This window comes from Micromonospora sp. WMMD967, from assembly GCF_029626165.1.
Taxonomy (GTDB): Bacteria; Actinomycetota; Actinomycetes; order Mycobacteriales; family Micromonosporaceae; genus Micromonospora; species Micromonospora taraxaci.
This window is the reverse complement of record NZ_JARUBK010000001.1, coordinates 6,400,943-6,424,156: the sequence shown is the minus strand read 5'-3', so window position 1 is coordinate 6,424,156 and position 23,214 is coordinate 6,400,943. Positions and strand designations below refer to the sequence as shown.

The 23,214-nt window shown below is 69.7% G+C and carries 20 protein-coding genes and 1 tRNA gene; 11 read left to right on the top strand and 10 right to left on the bottom strand.

Annotation, left to right across the window (positions count from 1 at the left end):
- Window positions 1-160: 160 nt before the first annotated feature.
- Window positions 161-1,600 (bottom strand): pyridoxal-dependent decarboxylase, encoded by a 1,440-nt coding sequence (locus O7631_RS28805; protein WP_278147145.1) that lies wholly within the window; start codon window positions 1,598-1,600, stop codon window positions 161-163.
- Window positions 1,601-1,842: 242 nt separating this feature from the next.
- Between O7631_RS28805 and O7631_RS28800 the strand changes: the two genes are divergently transcribed.
- Window positions 1,843-4,092 carry a cellulose binding domain-containing protein gene (locus O7631_RS28800; protein WP_278147144.1) on the top strand — a complete coding sequence of 750 codons (2,250 nt, stop codon included), beginning with the start codon at window positions 1,843-1,845 and terminating at the stop codon, window positions 4,090-4,092.
- A gap of 200 nt (window positions 4,093-4,292) precedes the next feature.
- Here the strand turns inward: O7631_RS28800 and O7631_RS28795 are convergent, their stop codons facing one another.
- Window positions 4,293-5,336 (bottom strand): LLM class flavin-dependent oxidoreductase, encoded by a 1,044-nt coding sequence (locus O7631_RS28795; RefSeq protein ID WP_278147143.1) that lies wholly within the window; start codon window positions 5,334-5,336, stop codon window positions 4,293-4,295.
- Window positions 5,337-5,347: 11 nt separating this feature from the next.
- Entirely contained in the window at window positions 5,348-5,827 is a 480-nt protein-coding gene (locus O7631_RS28790) for an Lrp/AsnC family transcriptional regulator (protein ID WP_088988500.1), read from the bottom strand.
- Window positions 5,828-5,910: 83 nt separating this feature from the next.
- On the opposite strand from O7631_RS28790, the gene O7631_RS28785 reads away from it, so the two are divergent.
- Window positions 5,911-7,089 (top strand): PLP-dependent aspartate aminotransferase family protein, encoded by a 1,179-nt coding sequence (locus O7631_RS28785; protein WP_278147142.1) that lies wholly within the window; start codon window positions 5,911-5,913, stop codon window positions 7,087-7,089.
- Here the strand turns inward: O7631_RS28785 and O7631_RS28780 are convergent, their stop codons facing one another.
- From O7631_RS28780 to O7631_RS28770, 3 genes are all read right to left on the bottom strand, one after another.
- Window positions 7,090-7,740, bottom strand: coding sequence for an epimerase (locus O7631_RS28780; protein WP_278147141.1), 651 nt, complete (start codon window positions 7,738-7,740; stop codon window positions 7,090-7,092).
- Between the two features lie 83 nt (window positions 7,741-7,823).
- Window positions 7,824-8,591, bottom strand: a complete 768-nt coding sequence (locus O7631_RS28775; protein ID WP_278147140.1) for a transcriptional regulator — start codon at window positions 8,589-8,591, stop codon at window positions 7,824-7,826.
- Window positions 8,592-8,609: 18 nt separating this feature from the next.
- A tRNA-Leu gene (locus O7631_RS28770) sits at window positions 8,610-8,684 on the bottom strand.
- A 97-nt stretch (window positions 8,685-8,781) separates the two neighbouring features.
- Here O7631_RS28770 and O7631_RS28765 point away from each other — a divergent pair.
- The 8 genes from O7631_RS28765 (at window position 8,782) to polA (ending at window position 18,862) form a co-directional block, all read left to right on the top strand.
- Window positions 8,782-9,405, top strand: a complete 624-nt coding sequence (locus O7631_RS28765) for a response regulator (protein ID WP_088991522.1) — start codon at window positions 8,782-8,784, stop codon at window positions 9,403-9,405.
- A 60-nt stretch (window positions 9,406-9,465) separates the two neighbouring features.
- Window positions 9,466-10,653 carry a hypothetical protein gene (locus O7631_RS28760; protein ID WP_278147139.1) on the top strand — a complete coding sequence of 396 codons (1,188 nt, stop codon included), beginning with the start codon at window positions 9,466-9,468 and terminating at the stop codon, window positions 10,651-10,653.
- Window positions 10,654-11,018: 365 nt separating this feature from the next.
- On the top strand, window positions 11,019-12,170 hold the full coding sequence (locus O7631_RS28755; protein WP_278147138.1) for a branched-chain amino acid ABC transporter substrate-binding protein: 1,152 nt from the start codon (window positions 11,019-11,021) through the stop codon (window positions 12,168-12,170).
- Between the two features lie 67 nt (window positions 12,171-12,237).
- Window positions 12,238-13,221: a branched-chain amino acid ABC transporter permease gene (locus O7631_RS28750; RefSeq protein ID WP_269683164.1), complete on the top strand. Its 984-nt coding sequence runs from the start codon at window positions 12,238-12,240 to the stop codon at window positions 13,219-13,221.
- Entirely contained in the window at window positions 13,218-14,396 is a 1,179-nt protein-coding gene (locus O7631_RS28745; RefSeq protein WP_269683165.1) for a branched-chain amino acid ABC transporter permease, read from the top strand. The genes O7631_RS28750 and O7631_RS28745 overlap by 4 nt, the downstream gene beginning before the upstream one ends.
- The gene (locus tag O7631_RS28740; RefSeq protein ID WP_278147137.1) at window positions 14,389-15,330 is read left to right on the top strand and encodes an ABC transporter ATP-binding protein; all 942 of its coding nucleotides are present in this window, start codon (window positions 14,389-14,391) and stop codon (window positions 15,328-15,330) included. The genes O7631_RS28745 and O7631_RS28740 overlap by 8 nt, the downstream gene beginning before the upstream one ends.
- Window positions 15,317-16,030 carry an ABC transporter ATP-binding protein gene (locus O7631_RS28735; protein WP_269683167.1) on the top strand — a complete coding sequence of 238 codons (714 nt, stop codon included), beginning with the start codon at window positions 15,317-15,319 and terminating at the stop codon, window positions 16,028-16,030. The genes O7631_RS28740 and O7631_RS28735 overlap by 14 nt, the downstream gene beginning before the upstream one ends.
- Window positions 16,031-16,162: 132 nt before the next feature.
- Window positions 16,163-18,862 (top strand): DNA polymerase I, encoded by a 2,700-nt coding sequence (gene polA, locus O7631_RS28730; RefSeq protein WP_278147136.1) that lies wholly within the window; start codon window positions 16,163-16,165, stop codon window positions 18,860-18,862.
- 314 nt (window positions 18,863-19,176) lie between these two features.
- On the opposite strand, the gene O7631_RS28725 is transcribed toward polA, so the two are convergent.
- Genes O7631_RS28725 through O7631_RS28710 form a run of 4 tightly spaced genes read right to left on the bottom strand, consistent with a single transcriptional unit; the run spans window position 19,177 to window position 21,234 of the window.
- On the bottom strand, window positions 19,177-19,527 hold the full coding sequence (locus O7631_RS28725) for a DUF3140 domain-containing protein (RefSeq protein WP_332367480.1): 351 nt from the start codon (window positions 19,525-19,527) through the stop codon (window positions 19,177-19,179).
- Window positions 19,514-19,732: a DUF2945 domain-containing protein gene (locus tag O7631_RS28720; protein ID WP_145779816.1), complete on the bottom strand. Its 219-nt coding sequence runs from the start codon at window positions 19,730-19,732 to the stop codon at window positions 19,514-19,516. Before O7631_RS28720 ends, O7631_RS28725 begins: the two co-directional genes overlap by 14 nt.
- Window positions 19,733-19,767: 35 nt before the next feature.
- On the bottom strand, window positions 19,768-20,370 hold the full coding sequence (locus O7631_RS28715) for a Uma2 family endonuclease (RefSeq protein ID WP_278147135.1): 603 nt from the start codon (window positions 20,368-20,370) through the stop codon (window positions 19,768-19,770).
- A gap of 57 nt (window positions 20,371-20,427) precedes the next feature.
- A complete protein-coding gene (locus O7631_RS28710) occupies window positions 20,428-21,234 on the bottom strand; it encodes a class I SAM-dependent methyltransferase (RefSeq protein WP_278147134.1) in 807 nt (268 codons plus the stop codon).
- 332 nt (window positions 21,235-21,566) lie between these two features.
- Here O7631_RS28710 and rpsA point away from each other — a divergent pair, with 332 nt between their 5' ends.
- A complete protein-coding gene (gene rpsA / locus O7631_RS28705) occupies window positions 21,567-23,186 on the top strand; it encodes a 30S ribosomal protein S1 (protein WP_278147133.1) in 1,620 nt (539 codons plus the stop codon).
- The last annotated feature ends 28 nt before the right edge of the window (window positions 23,187-23,214 follow it).

Genomic DNA, 23,214 nt, shown 5'->3' with positions numbered 1-23,214 from the left:
TGTCTGAGGCAGCAACATCCCCGATGTTGTGAGGATCTTGGACGCGGGGCGCGGGGCGCGGGGCGCGGGGCGCGGGGCGCGGGGCGCGGGGCGCGGGGCGCGGGGCGCGGGGCGCGGGGCGCGGGGCGCGGGGCGCGAGGCGCGAGGCGCGAGGCGCTGGTCAGGGGGTGAGGAGGTCCTTGGCCGTGGTGGCGAGCAGGGTCCAGGCGTCGTCGATGTGCGTTTCGGTGGTCTGCGGGGAGCCGATGGCCATCCGCAGCGTGTAGCGGCCGGCGACCCGGGTGTGCGTCAGGTGTACGCGTCCGGTGGCGTTCACCGAGGCCAGCAGTGCGGCGTTGACGTCGTCGTCGGCGCGCAGCCGGAAGCAGACCAGCGCGAACGGGTGTGCCGCCGCCAGCTCGAACCGGTCGTCGGCGCGCACCTGGTCGGCGAACCGTTCGGCGAGCCGCACGCCGGAGCGGATGTGTGCCCGCAACCCTTCGGCGCCGTACCAGCGCAGGACGAACCACAGTTTCAGGGCCCGGAAGCGTCGACCCAGTGGCACCTGCCAGTCGCGGTAGTCGATCACCGCTCCGGAGTCGGAGGCCGCGTTGCGCAGGAACTCCGGCAGCACTGTCAGGGCTTCGATCAGCTCGGCGCGGTCGGCCACCCAGAACGCGTCGCAGTCGAAGCCGGTGAGCAGCCACTTGTGCGGGTCGAAGCAGTACGAATCGGCGTACTCCAGGCCGGCGTGTGACCACCGTAGTTCGGGGCAGACAGCGGCGGCGCCCGCGTACGCGGCGTCGACGTGCAGCCAGATCCCGTACTCCGCGCAGATGGCCCCGATCTCCGGTACCGGGTCGACGGCGGTGGTGGAGGTGGTGCCGATGGTGGCCACTACGATGGCCGGTACGTCCCCGGCGGCCAGGTCGGCTTCGATGGCGGCGCGGAGCGCGGCGGGCAGCATCGCCTGGGTGTCCGGGTCCACGTCGATGGCGCGGATTCCGTCGCTGCCCAGCCCGGCGATCCGGGCGGCCTTCTCGATGGAGGAGTGCCCGTGGGTGGAGGTGTAGGCGCGGTAGCGCCGGTCGATGCCGGTGTCGCGCCAGCGGCCTCCGCTGGCCCGGTGCAGTGCGGCGAGGGTGGCCACCAGGGTCGCGGAGGAGGCGGAGTCCTGGATGACGCCGCCGCCGGTGCCGGTGGAGCGGAACTGCTGAGGCAGGTCCAGTAGGTGCGCCAGCCAGTCCATCAGCACCGTCTCCAACTCGGTGCTGGCGGGGCTGGTGGCCCAGAGCATGCCCTGCACGCCGAGCCCGGAGCTGACCAGGTCGCCGAGCACGCTGGGGCCGGAGGTGTTGGCCGGGAAGTAGCCGAAGAAGCTGGGGTGCTGCCAGTGGGTCAGCCCCGGTACGACGATCGCGTCCAGGTCGGCGAGGACCGCCTCGACCGGTTCGCCGCCGGTGGTGGGTGGCGTGGTGGGGAGGGCGGCGGCGACGGTGCCGGGCGGGTCGGACGGGGTGACCGGCAGCTGCCCGACTGTCGCCCAGTAGTCGGCGATCCAGTCGACGACGGCGTGGCCGGCGCGGCGGAATTCCTCGGGGTCCATGTGCGGGGCGGTCACCTCAACGAGTTGATCAGGCATCGATCGCCGGCGCAAGACCCGGCACGGGGACGACGGGCATCGATATTGCGGAGCGGAAAGCGCTTGCCCTACGATGCGGCTTGAGCCGGATCCGTGAGTTCAGGGCGTTCACCCCCGATCAGATCGCCGTCCGCCGCCGCCGCGGCCGGGCCGATCCACTGTGCTTCCCGGGCAGGTCCAGTGGGCCACAGCGGTCATCACCGGATTCCCGGAGGCACTCCATGCACCAGTCCAGACATCGGCTGATCCTGCTCGCCGGCACCACGGTCGCCGCCGTCGTGGCCGGCACCCTCGCCACGGTCACCGCCTCGGCCGCCGCCGTGGGCTGCCGCGTCGACTACCAGATCACGAACCAGTGGCAGGGCGGCTTCGGTGCCAACGTCGCCGTCACCAACCTCGGCGACCCGGTGAACGGGTGGGCCCTCACCTGGTCGTACGCCGCGGGACAACAGGTCACCCAGGCGTGGAACGCGGTCGTGACCCAGTCCGGTGCCCAGGTCACCGCCCGCAACGTCGACCACAACGCGAACCTGGCCACAAACGGCTCCGCCTCGTTCGGGTTCAACGGTTCGTGGACCGGCAGCAACCCGGTGCCGAGCAGCTTCACGCTCAACGGCACCGTCTGCACCGGCGCCCCGCCCACCGGCGAGCCCACCACACCGCCTCCGACCACACCGCCGCCGACCACACCGCCGCCCACCACGCCGCCGCCCACGAGCGGGGGGCTGCAGATGGAGAACCTGGACCGGGGGCTGATCAGTGTCCGCTCCGGCAGCGGCAACCTGGTCTCCTGGCGGTTGCTCGGCACGGAGACCTCCGCTGTGTCGTTCAACCTTTACCGGGGCTCCACCAGGGTCAACTCCAGCCCGATCACCGGTGCCACCAACTACCTCGACAGCGGAGCGGCGGCCGGCTCGGCGTACACCGTGCGGGCCGTTGTCGGCGGCGTCGAGCAGGCGGCGTCGGCGCCGGCGTTGCAGTTCGGCGCGGGTTACCTGGACGTGCCGTTGCAGGTCCCGGCCGGCGGAAGCACGCCCAGCGGCGAGGGTTACACCTACAGCGCCAACGACGCCTCGGTCGGTGACCTCAACGGTGACGGCACCTACGAGGTCGTGCTGAAGTGGGATCCGTCGAACGCCAAGGACAACTCCCAGTCCGGCTACACCGGCAACGTCTACGTCGACGCGTACACCCTCACCGGCACCCGGCTGTGGCGCATCGACCTGGGCCGCAACATCCGGGCCGGAGCCCACTACACCCAGTTCCAGGTGTACGACTACGACGGTGACGGCCGCGCGGAGGTGGCAATGAAGACCGCCGACGGCACCCGTTCCGGCACCGGTCAGCTCATTGGGTCCTCGTCGGCGGACTACCGCAACTCCAGCGGTTACGTGCTCAGCGGCCCGGAGTACCTGACCATGTTCAACGGCCAGACCGGCGCGATCGCATCCACCGTCACCTACGACCCGCCGCGTGGCACGGTGTCGTCCTGGGGTGACTCGTACGGCAACCGGGTGGACCGGTTCCTCGCCGGCACCGCGTACCTGGACGGGCAGCGCCCCTCGCTGATCATGGCTCGGGGTTACTACACCCGCGCGGTGATCGCGGCCTGGGACTTCCGCAACGGCACGCTGACCAAGCGGTGGACGTTCGACTCGAACTCCTCCGGTAACGGCGCCGCCGCCGGACAGGGCAACCACCAGCTCTCCGTGGCCGACGTCGACGGTGACGGCCGTCAGGAGATCGTGTACGGCGCGGCGACGGTCGACGACAACGGTCGGCTGCTGCACTCCACCGGCAACGGGCACGGCGACGCCCTGCACGTCGGGGACCTCGACCCGAGCCGCTCCGGCCTGGAGGTGTTCAAGGTCGACGAGGACGGCAGCAAGCCCAGCTCCTACTTCGCCGACGCCCGTACCGGTCAGGTGCTCTGGTCCACGCCGGCCTCGGGGGACAACGGCCGGGGTGTCTCGGCGGACATCTGGGCGGGCAGCCCCGGCGCGGAGTCGTGGTCGTCGGCGGTCTCCGGGCTGGCCAACACCAGGGGGCAGAACATCGGGCGTAAGCCGTCGTCGGCGAACTTCCTCGCCTGGTGGGACGGCGACCCGGTGCGGGAACTGCTCGACGGCACGAAGATCGACAAGTACGGCACCGGCGGCGAGACCCGGCTGCTCGACGGCAGCGGGGTGGCCTCCAACAACGGCACCAAGGCCACGCCGGCGCTCTCCGGCGACATCCTCGGTGACTGGCGTGAGGAGGTGATCTGGCGGACCACCGACAGTCGGGCGCTGCGCATCTACAGCACACCCACCCCGACCAGCGTCCGGCTCTACACCCTGATGCACGACCCGCAGTATCGGGTGGCGATCGCCTGGCAGAACACGGCATACAACCAACCGCCGCACCCGGGGTTCTTCATCGGCAACGGGATGGGCAGCACCCCACCCACCCCGAACATCCACCTACGCTGATCTGACCCCTGGTGGTCCCGGACGGGGTCGCCTAGGGTGGCAGGCACCGGGCCGCAGCCGCGGAATCCGCTCAGCTCCGGCCCGGTGCGCCACACCGCGGCACTCTCGACCCGTCCCGACCGAGGGTGCCGTACCACCACCGGAACCAACATTAGGCACCGTCCGGGTCGGCGGGGTGACGCTGACGTGAAGATCGTGTTTCACGCCGTCCGGTGCAGACCGCCCGCCACCTGCTCGGCGATCAACTCGTACGACCGCACCCGGTCGGCGACGTCGTACACCAGCGTGGTCAGCATCAGCTCGTCCGCGCCGGTGCGCTCCACCAGCTCGGTCAGCTGCCGGCTGACCGTCTCCGGCGAGCCCATCGCCTGACCGTCACGGCGTTGCAGCACGAACTCCCTCTCGAACTCGGAGTACGGGTACGCCGCCGCCTCGTCGGGCGTCGACAGCGGCTCGGGCTTCCCGGAGCGCAGCTTCAGGAACGACAACGCGCTCGGCCCGGCCAGCCACTCGGCCCGCTCGTCGGTCTCCGCGCACACCGCGTTGACCGCCACCATCGCGTACGGCTTGTCCAACCACTGCGACGGCCGGAAGTGCTGCCGGTACAGGGCCAGCGCCGGCAGGGTGTTCCCCGAGCTGAAGTGGTGCGCGAACGAGAACGGCAGACCGAGCAGACCGGCGAGTTGGGCGCTGAACCCGCTGGAGCCCAGCAGCCACACGGCCGGTTGGGCGCCCTGGCCCGGCATGGCCATGATCTGCCCCGGCTTCTCGCCGCTGAAGTAGTTCATCAGGTCCGCCAGCTCGCCGGGGAAGTGCTCCGCGGACAGGCCCTCCATGGTGCGCCGCAACGCCAGCGCCGTCACCTGGTCGGTGCCCGGCGCCCGGCCGATCCCCAGGTCGATTCGACCCGGGTGCAGCGCTTCGAGGGTGCCGAACTGCTCGGCCACCACCAGCGGCGCGTGGTTGGGCAGCATCACACCGCCCGAACCGAGGCGGATCGTCGAGGTGTTCGCGGCCAGGTGAGCCAGCAGCACCGCCGGAGCCGAGCTGGCGATCGCCGGCATGTTGTGGTGCTCGGCCACCCAGAACCGGCGGTAGCCCAGCTCCTCGGTGCGGCGCGCCAGCTCGGTGGTGGCCTCCAGGGCCGCGCCGACAGTGGTGCCCTTGGCGACCGGGGCAAGATCAAGAACAGACAACGGTACGGTGATCACACGGTGTGCCAACTCCCCGGCCTGCCCGTTCATTCCGACGACGCTCAACCCACCCCGCGCGCCTGCTCGAAGATCAGGCTGGTCTGGGTGTGCTGCACCACCGGGTCGACCGCCAGATGGTCCAGCACGAAGTCCCGCAACGCGTCGCCGGACGCCGCCCGCACGTGCAGCACGTAGTCGTCCGCGCCGGCCACGTGGAACACCGACACCACCCCCGGCAGTCGCACCGACCGGGCCCGGAACGCGTCCACCGCCGCCCGCTCGTGCGCGGTCAGCCGCACCGACACCAACGCCTGCAACGGCAGACCGAGCGCGGCCGGATCCACCTCGGCGTGGAAACCACGGATCGCGCCCCGCTCGCGCAGCGCCCGGGTGCGGGTCAGGCACGTCGACGGCGCGACCCCCACCCGCTCGGCGAGGGCGTTGTTCGGCAGGCGACCATCCGCGGCCAACTCGGTGAGGATCGCGCGGTCCACCTCGTCCAGGGCCGGATACGGCCGCACATCGTTCGGCTCAGGAGGCATTGCACCATCCTCGCCCGAATCCATCAGCGAAACCAAGCCACTTGACAGAATGATCTGCCGAACCATTGCCTGTTCATCGGTAGATGTTCGACGCTACCGGCATGACGACGGTGGACACCCGGGCCGTACACGCCGGCCGCGACGACCTGCGCGCCCTCGGTGTGCACGTACCGCCCATCGACCTCTCCACCACCAACCCGCTGCCCTCGGTCGACGACGGCGGCGCCGCCTACGAGCAGCTCGCCACCGGCGGCACCCTCCCCGCCGACGGCAGCGCCGTCTACCAGCGGCTCTGGAACCCCACCGTCGCCCGCTTCGAAACCGCCCTCGCCGAACTGGAGGGCACCGCACAGGCCGTCGCCTTCGCCAGCGGCATGGCCGCCCTCACCGCCACTCTGCTCGCCGCCGCCCGCGACGACCGCCGGCACGTCGTCGCCGTCCGCCCCCTCTACGGCGGAACCGACCACGTCCTCGCCACCGGCCTGCTCGGCACCACCGTCACCTGGGCGCGCCCCGACGAGGTCGCCGCCGCCATCCGACCCGACACCGCGCTGGTCATCGTCGAGACGCCCGCCAACCCCACAGTCGACCTGGTCGACATCACCGCCCTCGCCGCCGCGGCCGGCGACATCCCGCTGCTGGTCGACAACACCGTCGCCACCCCCGTGCTGCAACAGCCGGCCCGGCACGGTGCCACCCTCGTCCTGCACAGCGCCACCAAGAGCATCGGCGGGCACGGCGACGTGCTCGCCGGCGTCGTCGCCCGCGACGCCGACTGGGCCGCGCGCCTCCGGCAGGTCCGCGCGGTCACCGGCGCGATCCTGCACCCGCTCGGCGGCTACCTGCTGCACCGCGGGCTGCAAACCCTGCCGCTGCGGGTCCGCGCCCAACAGGCCACCGCCGAGAAACTCGCCGGCTGGCTCGCCGACCACCCCGCCGTACACCGGGTGCACCACCCCTCGGTGGACGACCCGGCGGCGCTGGTCGGCCGCCAGATGGCCGGACCCGGCAGCCTGCTCGCCTTCGAGGTACGCGGCGGCGCACCCGCCGCGGCGACCGTCGCCGGCGCCTGCCACCTCATCACCCACGCGGTGTCGCTCGGCGGCGTCGACACCCTCATCCAGCACCCGGCGTCGCTCACCCACCGGCCCGTCGAGGGCGACGCGAAACCCGACGGCGGCCTGCTGCGCCTCTCGGTCGGCCTCGAAGACCCCGAGGACCTGCGCGCCGACCTCGCCCAGGCCCTCGACACGATCGCCTGATCAGCGCAGCTCGCGGTTGCCCAACACGCGCGTCGGCGACCCCTCCCGAGCCACCCGCAGCATCGCCCGACCGATCCCGTCCGTCGTGGTGACGTGATTCGGAAACAACCGCCGCAACACCGGGAACAGCGGACGCGTCACCGCGTACCCGATCCGGTACGCCCTGGTCCGCGACTGCGCCCCGTAGGTCGGCTGGATGAAACCCGGACGCGCCGCGTAGCCGTTGGGCAGCAGCTCCATGATCGCGTTCTCGGTGCGGCCCTTGACCCGCGCCCACATGACCCGACCCCGACCCGACGAATCCGTGCCGACACCCGAGACGTAAATGAACGTGACCTGCGGACTCACCTCGGCCAGCAACCGCGCCGCCGCCAGCGGGTAGTCGTAACTCACCCTCGTGTACGCGGCCTCGTCCAGACCCAGCGAGGACACACCCAGGCAGTAGAAACACGCATCCACGCCGGTCAGATCCGCGCGCACCGACGCCAACTCGCCCACGTCCGCGACCGTCAGCTCCCGCAGCTTCGGATCCCGCTGACCGGTCGGCCTGCGGCCGACGGTGAGCACCTCCCGCACGTCCTCGGCGAGCAACGCCTCCCGCAACACGCCCTGGCCGACCATGCCGGTCGCACCGAAGATCGCCACCCGCATCAGCACCCACCCCTGTCGTCACCCGCGTTTCGCCGTGATCGTCAGCCAGGCTCCCACGGTCGGCGTGATCCGCGCGGTACCGGTCAGGACTTCGGGCCGACGTGCCCGTCCAGTGCGGCGACCGCGTCGCGTCGCGCCACCGACAGCGAGTTGCGCCGGTTCATCCGCCAGGCGATGCCGAGCAGGTCAAGGCCCCACTGGCAGAGCCCCATGATGTCGGCCGACTCGTTGACGAACATGTAACGCGGGTAGATGTAGTGCCGACCTCGCGTCGTGACCCGGTTGGTCGTCCGGCAGCCGTCGGAGTGGAAGAGCCCGCGCAGGAAGTCGCCGGGATGATCTTCGAGAATCGGCCGTTGCCAGTCGGTCAGGACGATCGGTCGCTCGTGTTTCTTGCCGGGACCGTGCTGTGGCAGCAGGCACGGCCAGTGGCTGCCGTAACTCTGCACGCCGACGCAACCCTGCTTCTGGACCCGCTGCACCTTCGACGCCAGAACGGCGCGCATGGCCACGTCGCATGCCTCGATCAGCCCTGGCCAGGTGTTAGAGCAGTAGATGCGTAAGACCGGTACCCGGGCCGTCGTGACCAGATGGCCATCGCCGAGGTACAGACCGAGCAGATAGGCGTAGGCACGAGGGTCTGTCGGACTCTCGACACCCTCACGGCAGCGGAAGCACCTGAGCTGCGTGCCCTGGAACTTCGCCTCTGGTCGGTCATTGCACCAGTGCCAGACCGTCCGGTAGGGCAGGCCGGTAGCACGAGCGGTGTCGGCAACCGTGCTGCCAGCAAGGAACAGTTGCCGCGCACGCGCGCGGATCTCGGGTGGATGCACGAGTTCATGCTCGAACATCCGTACGACATTATTTTGTGCCCTCGGTGGGATTCGAACCCACACTGTATGGAGTTTGAGACCATTGCCTGCTGCCAGTTGGGCTACGAGGGCGCTTCCCTGATTCAGCACTGACAGGATACCCACTACGCTGAGGGCGGTGACACCCGGCTGGGCGGGTGCCGCGTTCGAACTGGTGGGGGTAGGGCTGGTGGCTGAGATGCCGACGGATGCCGAGCGCAGGCGCGTACTGATCGCCGAGGACGAGGCGCTGATCCGGCTGGACCTCGCCGAGATGCTTGTCGAAGAGGGTTACGAGGTGGTGGGGGAGGCCGGCGACGGTGAGACAGCCGTCCGCCTCGCCGAGGAGCTGAAGCCCGACCTGGTCATCCTCGACATCAAGATGCCGATCATGGATGGGCTGGCCGCCGCCGAGCGCATCGCCGGCGCCCGGATCGCCCCGGTGATCATCCTGACCGCGTTCAGCCAGCGTGACCTGGTGGAGCGGGCGCGGGCGGCCGGCGCGATGGCGTACCTCGTCAAGCCCTTCCAGAAGAGCGACCTGGTCCCGGCGGTGGAGATCGCGCTGTCGCGTTACTCGGAGGTCGCGGCCCTGGAGGCGGAGGTCGCGAGCCTGACCGACCGCCTGGAGATCCGCAAGGCGGTGGAGCGGGCCAAGGGCGCGCTGATGACCACCTACGGGATGACCGAGCCGCAGGCGTTCAAGTGGATCCAGCGCACGGCGATGGACCACCGGATGACCATGAAGGAGGTCGCCGAGCGGATCCTCGCGGAGACCGCCGGCGGCGAGGTCTCGCAGCAGCCGACCGTCTGAGCGCCTGACCGTGGCCCGCGCGGGTCCCTCCGCGTGACCTCCGGTGGTTAGCATCGACCCGTGTCCGTCCGACGGGTGTTCGCGGTGTTCGGCCTCTTCGCGCTGGCGCTCGCCGGTTGCGACGGGCCGGCCGCGCCGAGCGGCGGCGAGCCGACAACGGCCGCCGCGCCGGCGTCGCGGCCGGGTTGGCAGCCGCTGACGCTGCCGGCGCCGCCGGGTGGTGCGGGGCGTCCGTTGGTACGTGACGCGGCGTCGTGCGCGGGCCGGTGGTTCGTGGTCGGTGGCGTCGTCGACGCCGAGGGCGGCACCCGTCCGGCGGCCTGGACCAGTGTGGACGGTACGACCTGGACGGTGCTGCCGGTGCGTCCGGAGTCCTTCTACGGTCGGCAGAACGTGTTCCTGTCGGTGGCCTGCCGGGACGGGAAAGCGGCCCTGATCGGTGCGAAGGTGGGTGGCGCGCACGGTTATCCGCGGGTGAGCACGTGGCGGCAGGTGGCCGACGGCGCGCTGGTCGAGGTGCAGGCGTCGTTCGAGACGTACGGCGGGCCGACGGCGGTGAACGTGTCCCGCCTGACGGCCGGCGCCCTAGGTTGGTTGATCGTCGGCAACCGTTCGGCGGGGGCGGCTTCCTGGGTGGGGTCGCCGGACGCGGCGGAGTTCGCGCTGGTCGAGGGCGCTCCGGAGCTGGCCAGTGACGCGGTGGGGGTGACCTGGGCGTTCGACTCGGTCGCGACGTCGTCGGGGTGGTTGGCGGTGGGTGGTCTCCTGCCGGCCGGTCGGATCGACCGGGACCCGGCGGTCTGGTCGTCGCCGGATGGGCGGTCGTGGCGGCGCACGGTGCTGCCGGGCGGGTCGGAGTACGAGGAGTTGCAGCGGGTGGTGCTGGTCGGCGGAGTGCCGGTGGCGGTCGGGCTGCGTGGGTCGACGTTCGGCGCGTGGCGGCAGGAGGCCGCGGGCTGGGTGGCGGCCGGGGCGTTCGGGCGGCGGGCCGGTGCCGGGGTGCCGGCGGTGACGTCGTTGGTGTCGTCGGGGGATGGGCTGTTCGCCGCGGTGGTCGACGGTGCGCGGCATTCGGTGTGGGTGTCGGCGGATCGTGGCGGGTCGTGGCGGGAGGCCGCGATGCCGCTCGACGTGCCGGCGGGTGTCGACCGGGACGTGACGCTGATGGCGGTGGGTGACCGGTGGTGGCTGGCCGCGGACGACGGCACCCGAGCCGGGTTGTGGTGGGCGGCCGGCCCGGGGGTCTGATAGCCGACTGTGTTGTGGTGCGCCGGCCCGGGTGCGCCCTGTGGAGCTGTTTTCGCAGTTCAGCGACGCTTTTTTCGGGTCGGAGCGGCTCGTTTGAGCGTGGGTGGGATTCGGACCGCGCGCGGGCTTAAGGAGTGTCTGGCCGATTCACCTGTGACGGACATCGACGAGATTGCCCACGTCTTCGTAACGGTTTCGCAGACCCCGCGTTCAGGCCTTCCGAGACGGTATGCGGTGTCGGTACGCTCCGCCATCACGAGCCGTAACGCAGGGGGAGTCCCTGCGGGGTGGGTGGAATTGCGGTCTGCTGCTGTCGCCGTCGCTTCGGGTCAGCCGGGTCCGCATCTGGAGGAGGTCAGGAAGCCGTGAGGCGAAGCTATGTACGGGCGCTGGGCACCGTTGCGCTCGCCGCGACCCTGGTGGTCGCGGCTGGTTGCCAGGATTCCGGTGGCGGCGAAGGTGGGACCGCGTCCGGTGACTGTGGTGGCAAGATCGCGATCTTCGGCGCGTTCACTGGTGACAACGCGGGTCTGGTGATCCCGTCGCTGAACGGCGCGAAGCTCGCCGTGGAGCAGTTCAACACCGCGAACCCGAACTGCAAGGTCACCATGCAGGAGTTCGACACCCAGGGTGACCCCGCGGTGGCGACCCCGTTCGCGAACCAGATCGCGGGCGACAACTCGTTCCTCGGTGTCATCGGTGGTCACTTCTCCGGTGAGTCGGACGCGACGATGCCGATCTACCAGGCTGCCGGCCTGGCGATGGTCAGCCCCTCGGCGACCCGGACGGACCTGACCCAGAAGGGCAACACGTCCTTCTACCGTGTGGTCGGCAACGACGGCACGCAGGCCGGTGCGGTGGCGAGCTACCTGAAGACCCAGAACGCGCAGAAGGTCTTCATGGTCGACGACGCCAGCGCCTACGGCGCCGGCATCACCGACGAGCTGGGCAAGCAGCTCGGCCCGCTGGTCGTGAACAAGGACAAGATCCAGGAGCGGCAGACGCAGTTCGACGCCACCGTCTCCAAGATCAAGGCCTCGCAGGCGGACTTCGTCTTCTACGGTGGTTACACCCGTGAGGCCGCTCCGCTGGTGAAGCAGATGCGTGCCGCCGGTGTCCAGGCCAAGTTCGTCGGCCCGGACGGTCTGTACGACACCGCGTTCCCGAAGGGTGCCTCCGGTGGCGCCGAGGGCGCGATCATCACCTGCCCGTGCCTCCCGGCCGACAAGGCCGGCGGCACCTTCTCCGCCGACTACCAGAAGAAGTTCGGCATCCCGCCGGGCTCCTACGGCGCTGAGGGCTTCGACGGCGCGACGATCTACCTGGACGCCTTCAAGGCTGGCAAGAAGACCCGAGCGGACATCCTGGCGTTCGTGAAGTCGTACGACAAGCAGGGTGTGTCGAAGTACATCAAGTTCGACGCCAAGGGCGACGTTGACCCGACGAAGGTCGTCATCTGGGCCTACCAGATCAAGGGCGAGGCCATCGAGGCGCTGCAGGAGCTCAAGCTCAGCTGACGCCCCACGCAATGGAGTGCGGCCGGGGTGACTCACCCCGGCCGCACTCGATTCAAGGAGACCCCCGGTGCATTTCGATGAACTGATCGGCCATCTCGGCCAGCACACGGTCGATGGCCTGTCCAAGGGCGCCATCTATGCCCTGATCGCCCTTGGCTACACCCTCGTCTACGGCGTCCTTCGCCTGATCAACTTCGCGCACTCCGAGGTGTTCATGGTCGGTACCTTCGCGGTGCTGATCCTCTGGAACCAGCTCGGGGTCGAAAATAACCCGCCTGTCGGACAGGCGATCCTGTTCCTGGTGCTCGGTCTGGTCGTCGCTGCGGCAGCCTCGGGCGGTACGGCTCTCGCGCTCGAGCGGGTCGCCTACCGGCCGCTGCGGCGCAAGAACGCGCCGCCGCTGATCTTCCTGATCACCGCTATCGGTCTGTCCCTGGTCTTCGTCGAGCTCTTCGGGCAGGTGCTGCCGAAGCTGCTCGGTGGCGCGTTGCCGGATGTGTTCGGTCGGCCCCGGCAGATCGTCGGTATGCCGACGATCATCCAGCAGGAGACCCTGTTCACCATCGGCAACACGGCGATCACGAACATCCAGCTGATCGTCTTCGTCGCGGCCGTGGCGATGATGGCGCTCCTGGACTGGTTCATCAACCGCACCCGGTACGGCCGGGGCGTGCGGGCGGTGGCCCAGAACCCGGAGACCGCCGCGCTGATGGGCGTCAACCAGGAGCGCGTGATCATGCTGATCTTCGTGCTCGGTGGCATCATGGCCGGGGCCGCCGCGCTGTTGTGGAGCATGCGGTTCGGCTTCACCCAGAACAGCATCGGCTTCGTGCTCGGTCTGAAGGCGTTCACGGCCGCGGTGCTCGGTGGCATCGGCAACCTGCGTGGCGCGCTGCTGGGTGGCCTCTTCCTCGGCATCGTCGAGGTCTACGGCGCGACGCTCTTCGCGTCCAACTGGGAGGACGTCATCGCCTTCGTGGTGCTGATCGTGGTGCTGATGTTCCGGCCCACCGGCCTGTTGGGTGAGTCGCTCGGGAGGGCCCGCGCATGATCGACAAGATTCGCACCGCAGACCGTCGCCGGGTCGGTTTCCTGACCTCCGTCAGCGAGCGCTGGCAGGCGCTGCCGAAGTGGCAGAAGGCCATCGGCGTGCTCGCTCTGCTCGTCTTCGTCTACTCCCTGCCGTACCTGGGCAAGCTGCCCGGGGGTCTCATGATCCCCGGTCTGAACGACCTGCGTACCGACTCGATCGAGGGCGGCAACAACTGGGCGGGCGTGCTCTTCGTCTGCGCCATCTACGTCCTGGTCGCGATCGGTCTGAACGTGGTGGTCGGCCTCGCCGGCCTGCTCGACCTCGGCTACATCGGGTTCTTCGCCATCGGCGCGTACAGCGTGGCGCTGTTCGGTTCGGTGAACTCGCCGGTGGTCAAGTGGATCCAGCAGGAGTTCGACCTGCCGCCGACGTGGGCGGTGACCTGGGGTATCTGTCTGCTGATCGCGATCGTGCTGACGATGATCTCCGGTGTGCTGCTGGGCTGGCCGACGCTGCGGCTGCGCGGTGACTACCTCGCCATCGTGACGCTCGGCTTCGGTGAGATCATCCGGATCGTGGCCCGCAACGCCACCGGGGTCACCAACGGTCCTGTCGGCATCTCGGCCATTCCCGGCCCGGAGGGTGCGCCCTCGGCGGACAACAAGGTCTTCGGTCTGATCGACGCGAAGCCCTGGTACTGGTTGGCGATCACCTTCGTACTGCTGATGGTGATCGTGGTCCGCCGGTTGGAGCACAGCCGGGTGGGTCGTGCGTGGCTCGCCGTCCGCGAGGACGAGGACGCGGCCGCGGTGATGGGCGTGTACCCGTTCAAGTTCAAGCTGTGGGCGTTCGCCATGGGCGCGGCGCTCGGTGGCCTGGCGGGCTTCCTCTTCGGCAGCCGTAACGCGTTCATCGACCCGACCCAGTTCAACGCGAACCTCTCGATCCTCTTCGTCGCGATGGTCGTGGTCGGCGGCTCCGGCAACATGCTCGGTGTCTCGCTCGGCGCGGTGCTGCTGGCGTACCTGCCGGAACGGTTCCGCGACTTCGCCGACTACCGGTGGCTGGTCTTCGGTCTGGCCATGGTGCTGGTGATGATCCTGCGTCCGCAGGGCCTGATCCCGAGCCGGCGGCGAGCCCGCGAGTTGAAGGACCGCGCGGCGGAGGCAGAGGAGGCGCCCGCTCATGTCTGACCAGACCACCAGCACGTCCGCGCCGAAGATCCCGGCGCAGCCCGGACCTCGGTCGGTGCTGCTCGAAGTCAACGACGTCACGCTCCGCTTCGGTGGCGTGGTCGCCCTCGACAAGATCAATTTCCAGATCTACGAGGGCGAGATCCTCGGCCTCATCGGGCCGAACGGCGCTGGCAAGACCACCAGCTTCAACGTGATGACCGGGGTGTACAAGCCGACCTCCGGGGCTGTCCTGTTCCGTGGCCAGAAGGTGACCGGCCGTAAGCCGCACCAGATCAGCCAGTTGGGCATCTCCCGGACGTTCCAGAACATCCGTCTCTTCCCGGAGATGACGGCGCTGGAGAACGTCATGGTCGGCACGGACTCCCGGCACAAGACGAGCGTGCCCGGTGCGATCTTCCGGGTGCCCCGGAAGAAGCCGAAGCCGCACGAGTTGCCGCAGGTGACCGCCGAGGCGGGCATCCAGCGGACGTGGCAGGAGATTCGCCGGACGTTCGCCAAGACGTTCGGGTTGTCCCGGCACATCTTGGAGGAGCGGGCGGCCGAGGCCAAGGCGTTGGAGTTGCTGCGTTTCGTCGGCATCGCCGACCGGGCCAACGACGAGGCGCGCAACCTGCCGTACGGCTACCAGCGCCGGTTGGAGATCGCCCGCGCGCTGGCGACCGAGCCGAAGCTGATCTGCCTGGACGAGCCGGCCGCCGGCTTCAACCCGGCGGAGAAGGAGGAACTCCTCACCCTGATTCGCAAGATCCGGGACATGGGCCTGACCGTGTTGCTCATCGAGCACGACATGCGGCTGGTCATGGGTGTCACCGATCGGATCGTGGTGCTGGAGTTCGGCCGCAAGATCGCCGAGGGTGCGCCCGCGGAGGTCAGCCGCGATCCGAAGGTGATCGCTGCGTACCTGGGGGAGTCCGCCGATGACGCTGCTTGAGTTGGAGAACGTCGCCGTCGCCTACGGTCGGATCGAGGCGCTGCACGGCATCAGCCTCACCGTCAACGAGGGTGAGGTGGTGGCCCTGATCGGCGCGAACGGCGCCGGCAAGACCACCACGATGCGGGCCATCTCGGGGACCCGGTCGCTGTCCGAGGGGAAGATCACCTTCAACGGTGAGGACATCAGCAAGCTCCGGGCCGACCTGCGGGTGGTCCGGGGGCTGTGTCAGTCGCCGGAGGGGCGGCAGATCTTCCCGGGTATGACGGTGATGGAGAACCTGGACATGGGGGCGTACACCCGGCGGGACTCCGCCGGCATCGCCGCCGACCTGGACCGGGTGCTGGGCCTCTTCCCGCGGTTGGCCGAGCGGCGCAAGCAGGCCGGTGGCACGCTCTCCGGCGGCGAGCAGCAGATGCTCGCGGTCGGCCGGGCGCTGATGAGCCGTCCGAAGCTGCTGTTGCTCGACGAGCCGTCGATGGGTCTGGCCCCACTGGTCATCCGGCAGATCTTCGACATCATCACGGAGATCAACCAGCAGGGCACCACCATCCTGCTGGTGGAGCAGAACGCCCAGCAGGCGCTGTCGCGGGCCCACCGCGGCTACGTGCTGGAGACCGGTCGGATCGTGAAGGAGGGGTCCGGTCAGGACCTGCTGCACGATCCGTCGGTCAAGGAGGCGTACCTCGGCGTGGCCTGAGCCATCCGAGCGACGGCCGGTCACCCCTCGTGGGGTGGCCGGCCGTCGGCGTTCGGGCCGGCTGTGGTTTCGGTGTCGCGTCACCGGTGCCGCCGGCCAGGGATGTCGGTGCGACGGACTAGAGTCGCTGCCGTGACAGCTACGACGCCGCGCCTGCTCCTCGTCGACGGACATTCCATGGCATACCGGGCCTTCTTCGCCCTGCCTGTGGAAAACTTCTCCACCACGACGGGTCAGCCGACCAACGCGGTGTACGGGTTCACGTCGATGCTGATCAACGTGCTGCGCGACGAGCAGCCCACCCACATCGTGGTGGCCTTCGACGTCTCCCGCCGTTCCTTCCGCACCGAGCAGTACGCGGAGTACAAGGCCGGCCGCAGCGAGACCCCGAACGACTTCAAGGGTCAGGTCAGCCTGGTCAAGGAGGTCCTGGCCGCGCTCCAGATCCCGGTGGTGGAGAAGGAGGGCTTCGAGGCCGACGACGTCATCGCCACGCTCGCCTGCCAGGCCCGCGACCAGGGCATGTCGGTGCTGATCAGCAGCGGTGACCGGGACGCGTTCCAGCTGGTCGACGACCAGATCACCGTCCTCTACCCGCGCAAGGGCGTCTCCGACCTGGCCCGGATGGATCCGGCGGCGATCGAGGCGAAGTACGGCGTAGGCCCGCAGCAGTACCGGGACCTCGCCGCGCTCGTCGGCGAGACCAGTGACAACCTGCCGGGCATCCCCGGCGTCGGCCCGAAGACCGCAGCCAAGTGGATCACCACGTACGGCGGGGTGGAGGGCGTGATCGCCCGCGCCGACGAGATCAAGGGCAAGGCCGGCGACAGTCTGCGGGAGCGCCTCGCCGACGTGATCCGCAACTACGAGATCAACCGGCTCGTCTCCGACCTGGAGCTGCCGCTGCGCCCGGAGGACACCCGCTGGACCGGGTGGGACCGGGAGGCCGTGCACCAGGTCTTCGACACCCTCGAGTTCCGCATCCTGCGCGACCGCCTCTACCAATACCTGGAGGCGGTGGAGCCGGAGGCCGAGTCCGGGTTCGACCTGGCCGGCGAGGTGCTCACCGAGGTCGGGGCGCTGGCCGGCTGGCTGAGCACGCACGCGCCGACCGGCACGCCGGTCGGGCTGGCGGTCAAGCTCGACACCGGCGTCAACCGCCGGCACACCGCCTCCATCACAGGTTTGGCGCTGGCCACCGCCGGCGGCGCGGCGGCGTGGGTCGACCCGGCGCAACTCGACCCGACCGACGAGGGCGCCCTCGCCGGCTGGCTGGCCGACGCGCAGCGGCCCAAGGTGCTGCACGACAGCAAGCCGGCCGTGCTGGCCTGCGCCGCGCACGGCTGGCAGCTCGCCGGCATCGTCCGCGACACCCAGATCGCCGCGTACCTGGCCCGCCCCGACCAGCGCTCCTACGACCTCACCGACCTGGCGCTGCGCTACCTGCACCGGGAGTTGCGGGTCGACGTCCCGGAGTCGGGCCAGCTCACCCTCGACGGGCTGGGCGACGAGGGCGTCGCCGAGCAGAACCTGATGCTGCAGGCCCGGGCCACCCTCGACCTGGCCGACGCGATCGACGCCGAGCTGTCCCGCGACGGCGAGCAGTCCGCCCGGCTGATGGCCGGGGTGGAGTTGCCGTTGATGCGGGTGCTGGCCGGCATGGAGAGCACCGGCATCGCCGCCGACACCCACTACCTGTCCGAGTTGGAGGCGCACTTCGCCGCCGAGGTGAAGGCCGCCGCGCAGGGCGCGTACGAGGCGGTGGGTCGGGAGTTCAACCTCGGCTCACCCAAGCAGTTGCAGGAGATCCTCTTCACCGAGCTGGGCCTGCCGAAGACCAAGAAGATCAAGACGGGTTACACCACCGACGCCGACGCCCTGCAGTGGCTCTACGCCCAGCAGCCGCACCCGGTGCTGGCGCACCTGCTGCGCCACCGCGACGTGGCCAAGCTCAAGTCGACAGTCGACGGTCTGCTGAAGTCGGTCTCCGACGACGGCCGGATCCACACCACCTTCAACCAGACGGTGGCGGCCACCGGTCGGCTCTCCTCCACCGAACCCAACCTGCAGAACATCCCGATCCGCACCGAGGAGGGCCGGCGCATCCGCCGCGCCTTCGTGGTGGGGGAGGGCTACGAGTGCCTGCTCACCGCCGACTACAGCCAGATCGAGATGCGCATCATGGCGCACCTGTCGTCGGACGACGCGCTCATCGAGGCCTTCAACTCCGGCGCCGACTTCCACGCCGCCACCGCCTCGTCGGTCTTCGGGGTGCCGCTCGACGAGGTCACCCCCGACCAGCGGCGCAAGATCAAGGCCATGAACTACGGCCTGGCGTACGGGCTCAGCGCGTTCGGCCTGTCCCAACAGCTCAGCATCAGCACCGAAGAGGCGCGCGGGTTGATGGAGAACTACTTCGCCGGCTTCGGTGGGGTGCGCGACTACCTCCAGCAGGTCGTCGCCCGAGCACGCCAGGACGGCTACACCTCGACCATCCTGGGTCGCCGCCGCTACCTACCCGACCTCGTCAGCGACAACCGGCAGCGCCGCGACATCGCCGAGCGGATGGCGCTCAACGCCCCCATCCAGGGTTCCGCTGCCGACATCATCAAGGTCGCGATGCTGCACGTCGACACCGCGCTCGGCGACGCCGGGCTGCGCTCGCGGATGCTGCTGCAGGTCCACGACGAGCTGGTCTTCGAGGTCGCCCCCGGTGAGCGGGAGGCACTGGAGGCACTGGTCCGCCACGAGATGGGCGGGGCGTACCCGCTGTCGGTGCCCCTGGAGGTGTCGGTGGGCGAAGGCCGGGACTGGAACAGCGCCGATCACTGATTGTGGTAATACTCGGGTCGGTTCCGTGCGTGATTGCGGTGGGGGTTCCGGGGCAGCCCGACCCGCTCCGGGCGGTCAGGCTTGATCCCTGCGCGGGTCGGGCTGCCCCGGAACCCCTGACCTGGTCATCCTGGTCGCGGCCGTAGGCGTCGTGGGCGGCGGTCAGATCGTCCGGACCGCCCCGGGTGCCCGCCATAGGCCTCATGATCCGCGCAACTTCGGGGAAAGTGCTGGGTCGTGGCGTTCTGAGGCAGCACCTTCACCGAAGTTGCGGAGATCTTGCGGCCGGAGCCCGTGCGGGCGGGCCGGATCGTTCACTTCATCGGGTCGTGGCCCCAGTTCATGAGGGACCAGCGCCACTTGGTGTCGCGGACGTTGCCGGAGGGGCGCTGCGCCATGTGCCGGCGTACGTAGCCGACCACCTTGCGCATGTGCTTGTAGTCGCCCTCGGACAGATCGCCGCGCTTACGACGCAACAAGTTGATGATCTTCCGGCCCGACTCGTGCCCGACGGACTCGCCGCCTCCGGAACGACCGCCCTTGTGCCAGCCGACCTGCTTCGACTCGTCGGTCTCCAGCCAGGACGACAACTCACCGGGCTTCATGTTCACCGCCTCGGTGAACTCCCGGTAGGTGTCCCGGCCCTGGTCGTCAGCCCTGCTCATGGCGCAGCGCCTCGGGGCGGTGGGCCACGTCGCGGCCCGTTCCGTCACTGCGGACCCGGTACTGCGGATCATCGGGCGCCGCGTTCACGGCCCGCCCCCGGATCCGGGTCCGTTCGGTGATGGTCTCCTGCACCACGCCGTACGCGCGGCTGCCGTGGGCCGACCAGGAGACATGGTCGCCCTTGTGGAATCTCTGTTCGGCCATGCCCTCGGCTACCCGACGCCCGGAGGGCGAAACGGCTACGGCGTGATCTCGGCGATCGGCAGCTTGATGTCGAACGGCTCGGTCAGCTCGATCACGTCGGCGCCGTCGGCGACCAGCTCGTACTGCCGCTCACCGCCCGGGCCCACGCGGTCGCCGATCCGGTACGCGTAGACGTGCAGCGGGTCCTGCTCGATCCGCCAGTAGAACGGGATGCCGGCGGCGGCGTACTCCCCGGGCTTCGCGAACCGGTCGATCCGTCGCGTGCCGGGCGAGACGATCTCCACAGCGAGCACGACGTCCGCCGGCCGCAGCATGGAGTGAACGGATGCCACGTTGGCGCGGTGCAGCAGCACATCCGGCTGTCGACTGGTGTTGTGGCCGAGTTTGACTCCGACGGCCTGTGCGGCACGAAGGTGCAGTGGCGCGTGATTACGCAGCCAGAGCCAGAGCGTGCTGGCGATGTTCTGATGGCCCAGGGTGGGGGAGGGTGTCACCTGGACAACTCCGTCGACGAGTTCGACGCGGGGGGCGTCGTCCGGCAGGGCGAGCAGGTCCTCCAGCGTGTAGTCGGCACGCTGCTGCCGCATCGGATCCGGACACCAGGGGCCAGGTGATGTCGGGATGGGCTCGGCGCTCATGGGGCTGAGCCTACCGGCGATCGATGGCCCGCAGGTCGGACCACAGGTGCGACGCGCTCAGTCGGCGGCCTTCTCGGTGACGAAGATGGCCGTACCGGGAAAGAGGCGCCCGCGCAGCGGACTCCACTGCCCCCAGATGCCCTCGTGTCCCTCCGGCCACTCCGGCTCCACCAGGTCCACCAGTCGGAAGCCGGCCCCGACCAACTCCCGGACCCGGTCGCCGAGCGTGCGGTGCTGTTCGACGTAGGTGGCCACGCCGGATTCGTCCTGCTCCACGTAGGGGGAACGGTCGAAGTACGAGTGCACGGCCGTCAGCCCGCCCTCACCGGGGTCGTCGAGGAAGATCCAGCGCATCGGGTGGGTCACCGAGAACACCCACCGTCCGCCGGGGCGCAGCACCCGGTGCACCTCGGCGTGCAGGGCCGCCGAGTCGTCCACGAACGGGATCGCGCCGAACGCGGTGCAGGCGAGGTCGAACGACCGGTCGGCGAACGGCAGAGCGAGGGCGTCGGCCTGCACCAGCGGTACGCGTACCCCGGTGTCGTCGGCGGCCTTGGCGGCGTGCCGCAACATGCCGGCGGACAGGTCGAAGGCGACCGGTCGGGCACCCTGGGTGGCGAGCCAGCGGGCGGCGGCCGCCGCGCCGCAGCCGACCTCCAGCACGCGCCGCCCGGACACCTCGCCGAGCAGGTGGGCGTCGGCCTCGCGGAGTCCTTCCGGACACCAGACGAAGTCCACGTCGCCGAGGAACGCGCCGTGCTCGGCCTGGTAGTCGTCGGCGTCGGTGTCCCACCAGCCGCGGTTCGCCCGTCGGATCTCGGCGTCAGCCACCCGGCGCCGGGTGACCCGGTTGTCGTCATCCACGGCGCTCACGCTAGGCCCTACCCGTCGCGTGGGGTGCGGCGGCGCGGCCATGATTCGTCGAACGGCTCCTCGGTCGACGGGTCCGAGCCGCCGGGTGGCGGGAGTGTCGACGGCCGCTCGCGGCCCGTCCCGCGAGGGTCGGTTGTGGCTGCTGTGACGCACGAGACAGGAGGGGTCGTTTCCGGGCGATTGTTCGCCTTTCGCAGGTCACCGCACGTAGAGAAGCCGGGAGGGCTTGCACGCTGTGGTAATGCGCACGGTAGGCTAGACGATGCGCTCGCGGATCGCGTTGCCTCGGCAGGGAGCAGGTGCGCGGTCGACGGAGCCACATCATGATCTCACTAGCGATCGTTCGGTGTGCCCGGCGACGGATCCGCTGGCGCGAACAGGTCACCGCGACACCAGCCTGCTGTGACAACCCACCGACCGGAGCAACCGCCCACATGACGAGCAGCATCGAGGCCCCCTCGAGCGCCACCCGGGTCACCCACGACGATCTCGGTTCCGAGGAGGCTTTCCTCGCCGCGATCGACGAGACCATCAAGTACTTCAACGACGGCGACATTGTCGAAGGCACCGTCGTCAAGGTCGATCGGGACGAGGTCCTGCTCGACATCGGCTACAAGACCGAGGGCGTCATCCCCTCTCGGGAGTTGTCGATCAAGCACGACGTGGACCCCGCCGAGGTTGTGACGGTTGGTGACCACATCGAGGCCCTGGTCCTCCAGAAGGAGGACAAGGAGGGTCGTCTGATCCTCTCCAAGAAGCGGGCGCAGTACGAGCGGGCCTGGGGCACGATCGAGAAGATCAAGGACGAGGACGGCGTCGTCCGCGGTTCGGTCATCGAGGTGGTCAAGGGCGGCCTCATCCTCGACATCGGGCTGCGCGGCTTCCTGCCCGCGTCGCTGGTCGAGATGCGTCGTGTGCGTGACCTGCAGCCGTACGTCGGGCGGGAGCTCGAAGCCAAGATCATCGAGCTGGACAAGAACCGCAACAACGTGGTCCTGTCCCGCCGGGCCTGGCTCGAGCAGACGCAGTCCGAGGTGCGCACCGAGTTCCTCAACAAGCTGCAGAAGGGCCAGGTCCGCAAGGGCGTCGTGTCCTCGATCGTCAACTTCGGCGCGTTCGTGGACCTCGGCGGCGTCGACGGTCTGGTGCACGTCTCCGAGCTGTCCTGGAAGCACATCGACCACCCGTCCGAGGTCGTCGAGGTGGGCCAGGAGGTCGAGGTCGAGGTCCTGGACGTCGACCTGGACCGCGAGCGGGTCTCGCTGTCGCTGAAGGCGACCCAGGAGGACCCGTGGCGGCAGTTCGCCCGCACCCACGCGATCCAGCAGATCGTGCCGGGTAAGGTCACCAAGCTGGTTCCATTCGGTGCGTTCGTCCGCGTCGACGACGGCATCGAGGGCCTGGTCCACATCTCCGAGCTGGCCGAGCGCCACGTGGAGATCCCGGAGCAGGTCGTCCAGGTCGGCTCCGAGGTCATGGTCAAGGTCATCGACATCGACCTGGAGCGTCGCCGGATCTCCCTGTCGCTCAAGCAGGCCAACGAGGGCTTCGTCGAGGGCGAGGAGCACTTCGACCCGACCCTCTACGGCATGGCCGCGACGTACGACACCGAGGGCAACTACATCTACCCGGAGGGCTTCGACCCGGAGACGGGCGAGTGGCTCGAGGGGTACGACAAGCAGCGCGAGACCTGGGAGAACCAGTACGCCGAGGCTCGTCAGCGCTGGGAGGCCCACACCAAGCAGGTGCAGACCTCTCGGGCCGCCGACGCCGAGGCCGCTGCCAACCCGGCCCCGGCCGTCCCGGCCGCTGCCGGTGGCAGCGGTGGCACCACCTCCTCGTCCAGCCCGGCCCCGAGCCGGCAGGCCGAGGAGCCGGCCGGCACGCTGGCCACCGACGAGGCGCTCGCCGCACTGCGGGAGAAGCTCGCCGGCGGTAAGTGACCCGCTGAACGACGACAGGCCCCGTCCC

Excerpts from the sequence above, each read along its gene's own strand:
- O7631_RS28745 (WP_269683165.1), top strand. The coding sequence starts at position 13,218 with ATGATCGACAAGATTCGCACCGCAGACCGTCGCCGGGTCGGTTTCCTG.
- O7631_RS28790 (WP_088988500.1), bottom strand. The coding sequence starts at position 5,827 with ATGCCTCCTGAGCCGAACGATGTGCGGCCGTATCCGGCCCTGGACGAG.
- O7631_RS28775 (WP_278147140.1), bottom strand. The coding sequence starts at position 8,591 with ATGTTCGAGCATGAACTCGTGCATCCACCCGAGATCCGCGCGCGTGCG.
- O7631_RS28720 (WP_145779816.1), bottom strand. The coding sequence starts at position 19,732 with ATGGCCGAACAGAGATTCCACAAGGGCGACCATGTCTCCTGGTCGGCC.
- O7631_RS28800 (WP_278147144.1), top strand. The coding sequence starts at position 1,843 with ATGCACCAGTCCAGACATCGGCTGATCCTGCTCGCCGGCACCACGGTC.
- O7631_RS28780 (WP_278147141.1), bottom strand. The coding sequence starts at position 7,740 with ATGCGGGTGGCGATCTTCGGTGCGACCGGCATGGTCGGCCAGGGCGTG.
- O7631_RS28725 (WP_332367480.1), bottom strand. The coding sequence starts at position 19,527 with ATGAGCAGGGCTGACGACCAGGGCCGGGACACCTACCGGGAGTTCACC.
- O7631_RS28740 (WP_278147137.1), top strand. The coding sequence starts at position 14,389 with ATGTCTGACCAGACCACCAGCACGTCCGCGCCGAAGATCCCGGCGCAG.
- O7631_RS28715 (WP_278147135.1), bottom strand. The coding sequence starts at position 20,370 with ATGAGCGCCGAGCCCATCCCGACATCACCTGGCCCCTGGTGTCCGGAT.
- O7631_RS28795 (WP_278147143.1), bottom strand. The coding sequence starts at position 5,336 with ATGAACGGGCAGGCCGGGGAGTTGGCACACCGTGTGATCACCGTACCG.
- O7631_RS28735 (WP_269683167.1), top strand. The coding sequence starts at position 15,317 with ATGACGCTGCTTGAGTTGGAGAACGTCGCCGTCGCCTACGGTCGGATC.
- O7631_RS28785 (WP_278147142.1), top strand. The coding sequence starts at position 5,911 with ATGTTCGACGCTACCGGCATGACGACGGTGGACACCCGGGCCGTACAC.
- rpsA (WP_278147133.1), top strand. The coding sequence starts at position 21,567 with ATGATCTCACTAGCGATCGTTCGGTGTGCCCGGCGACGGATCCGCTGG.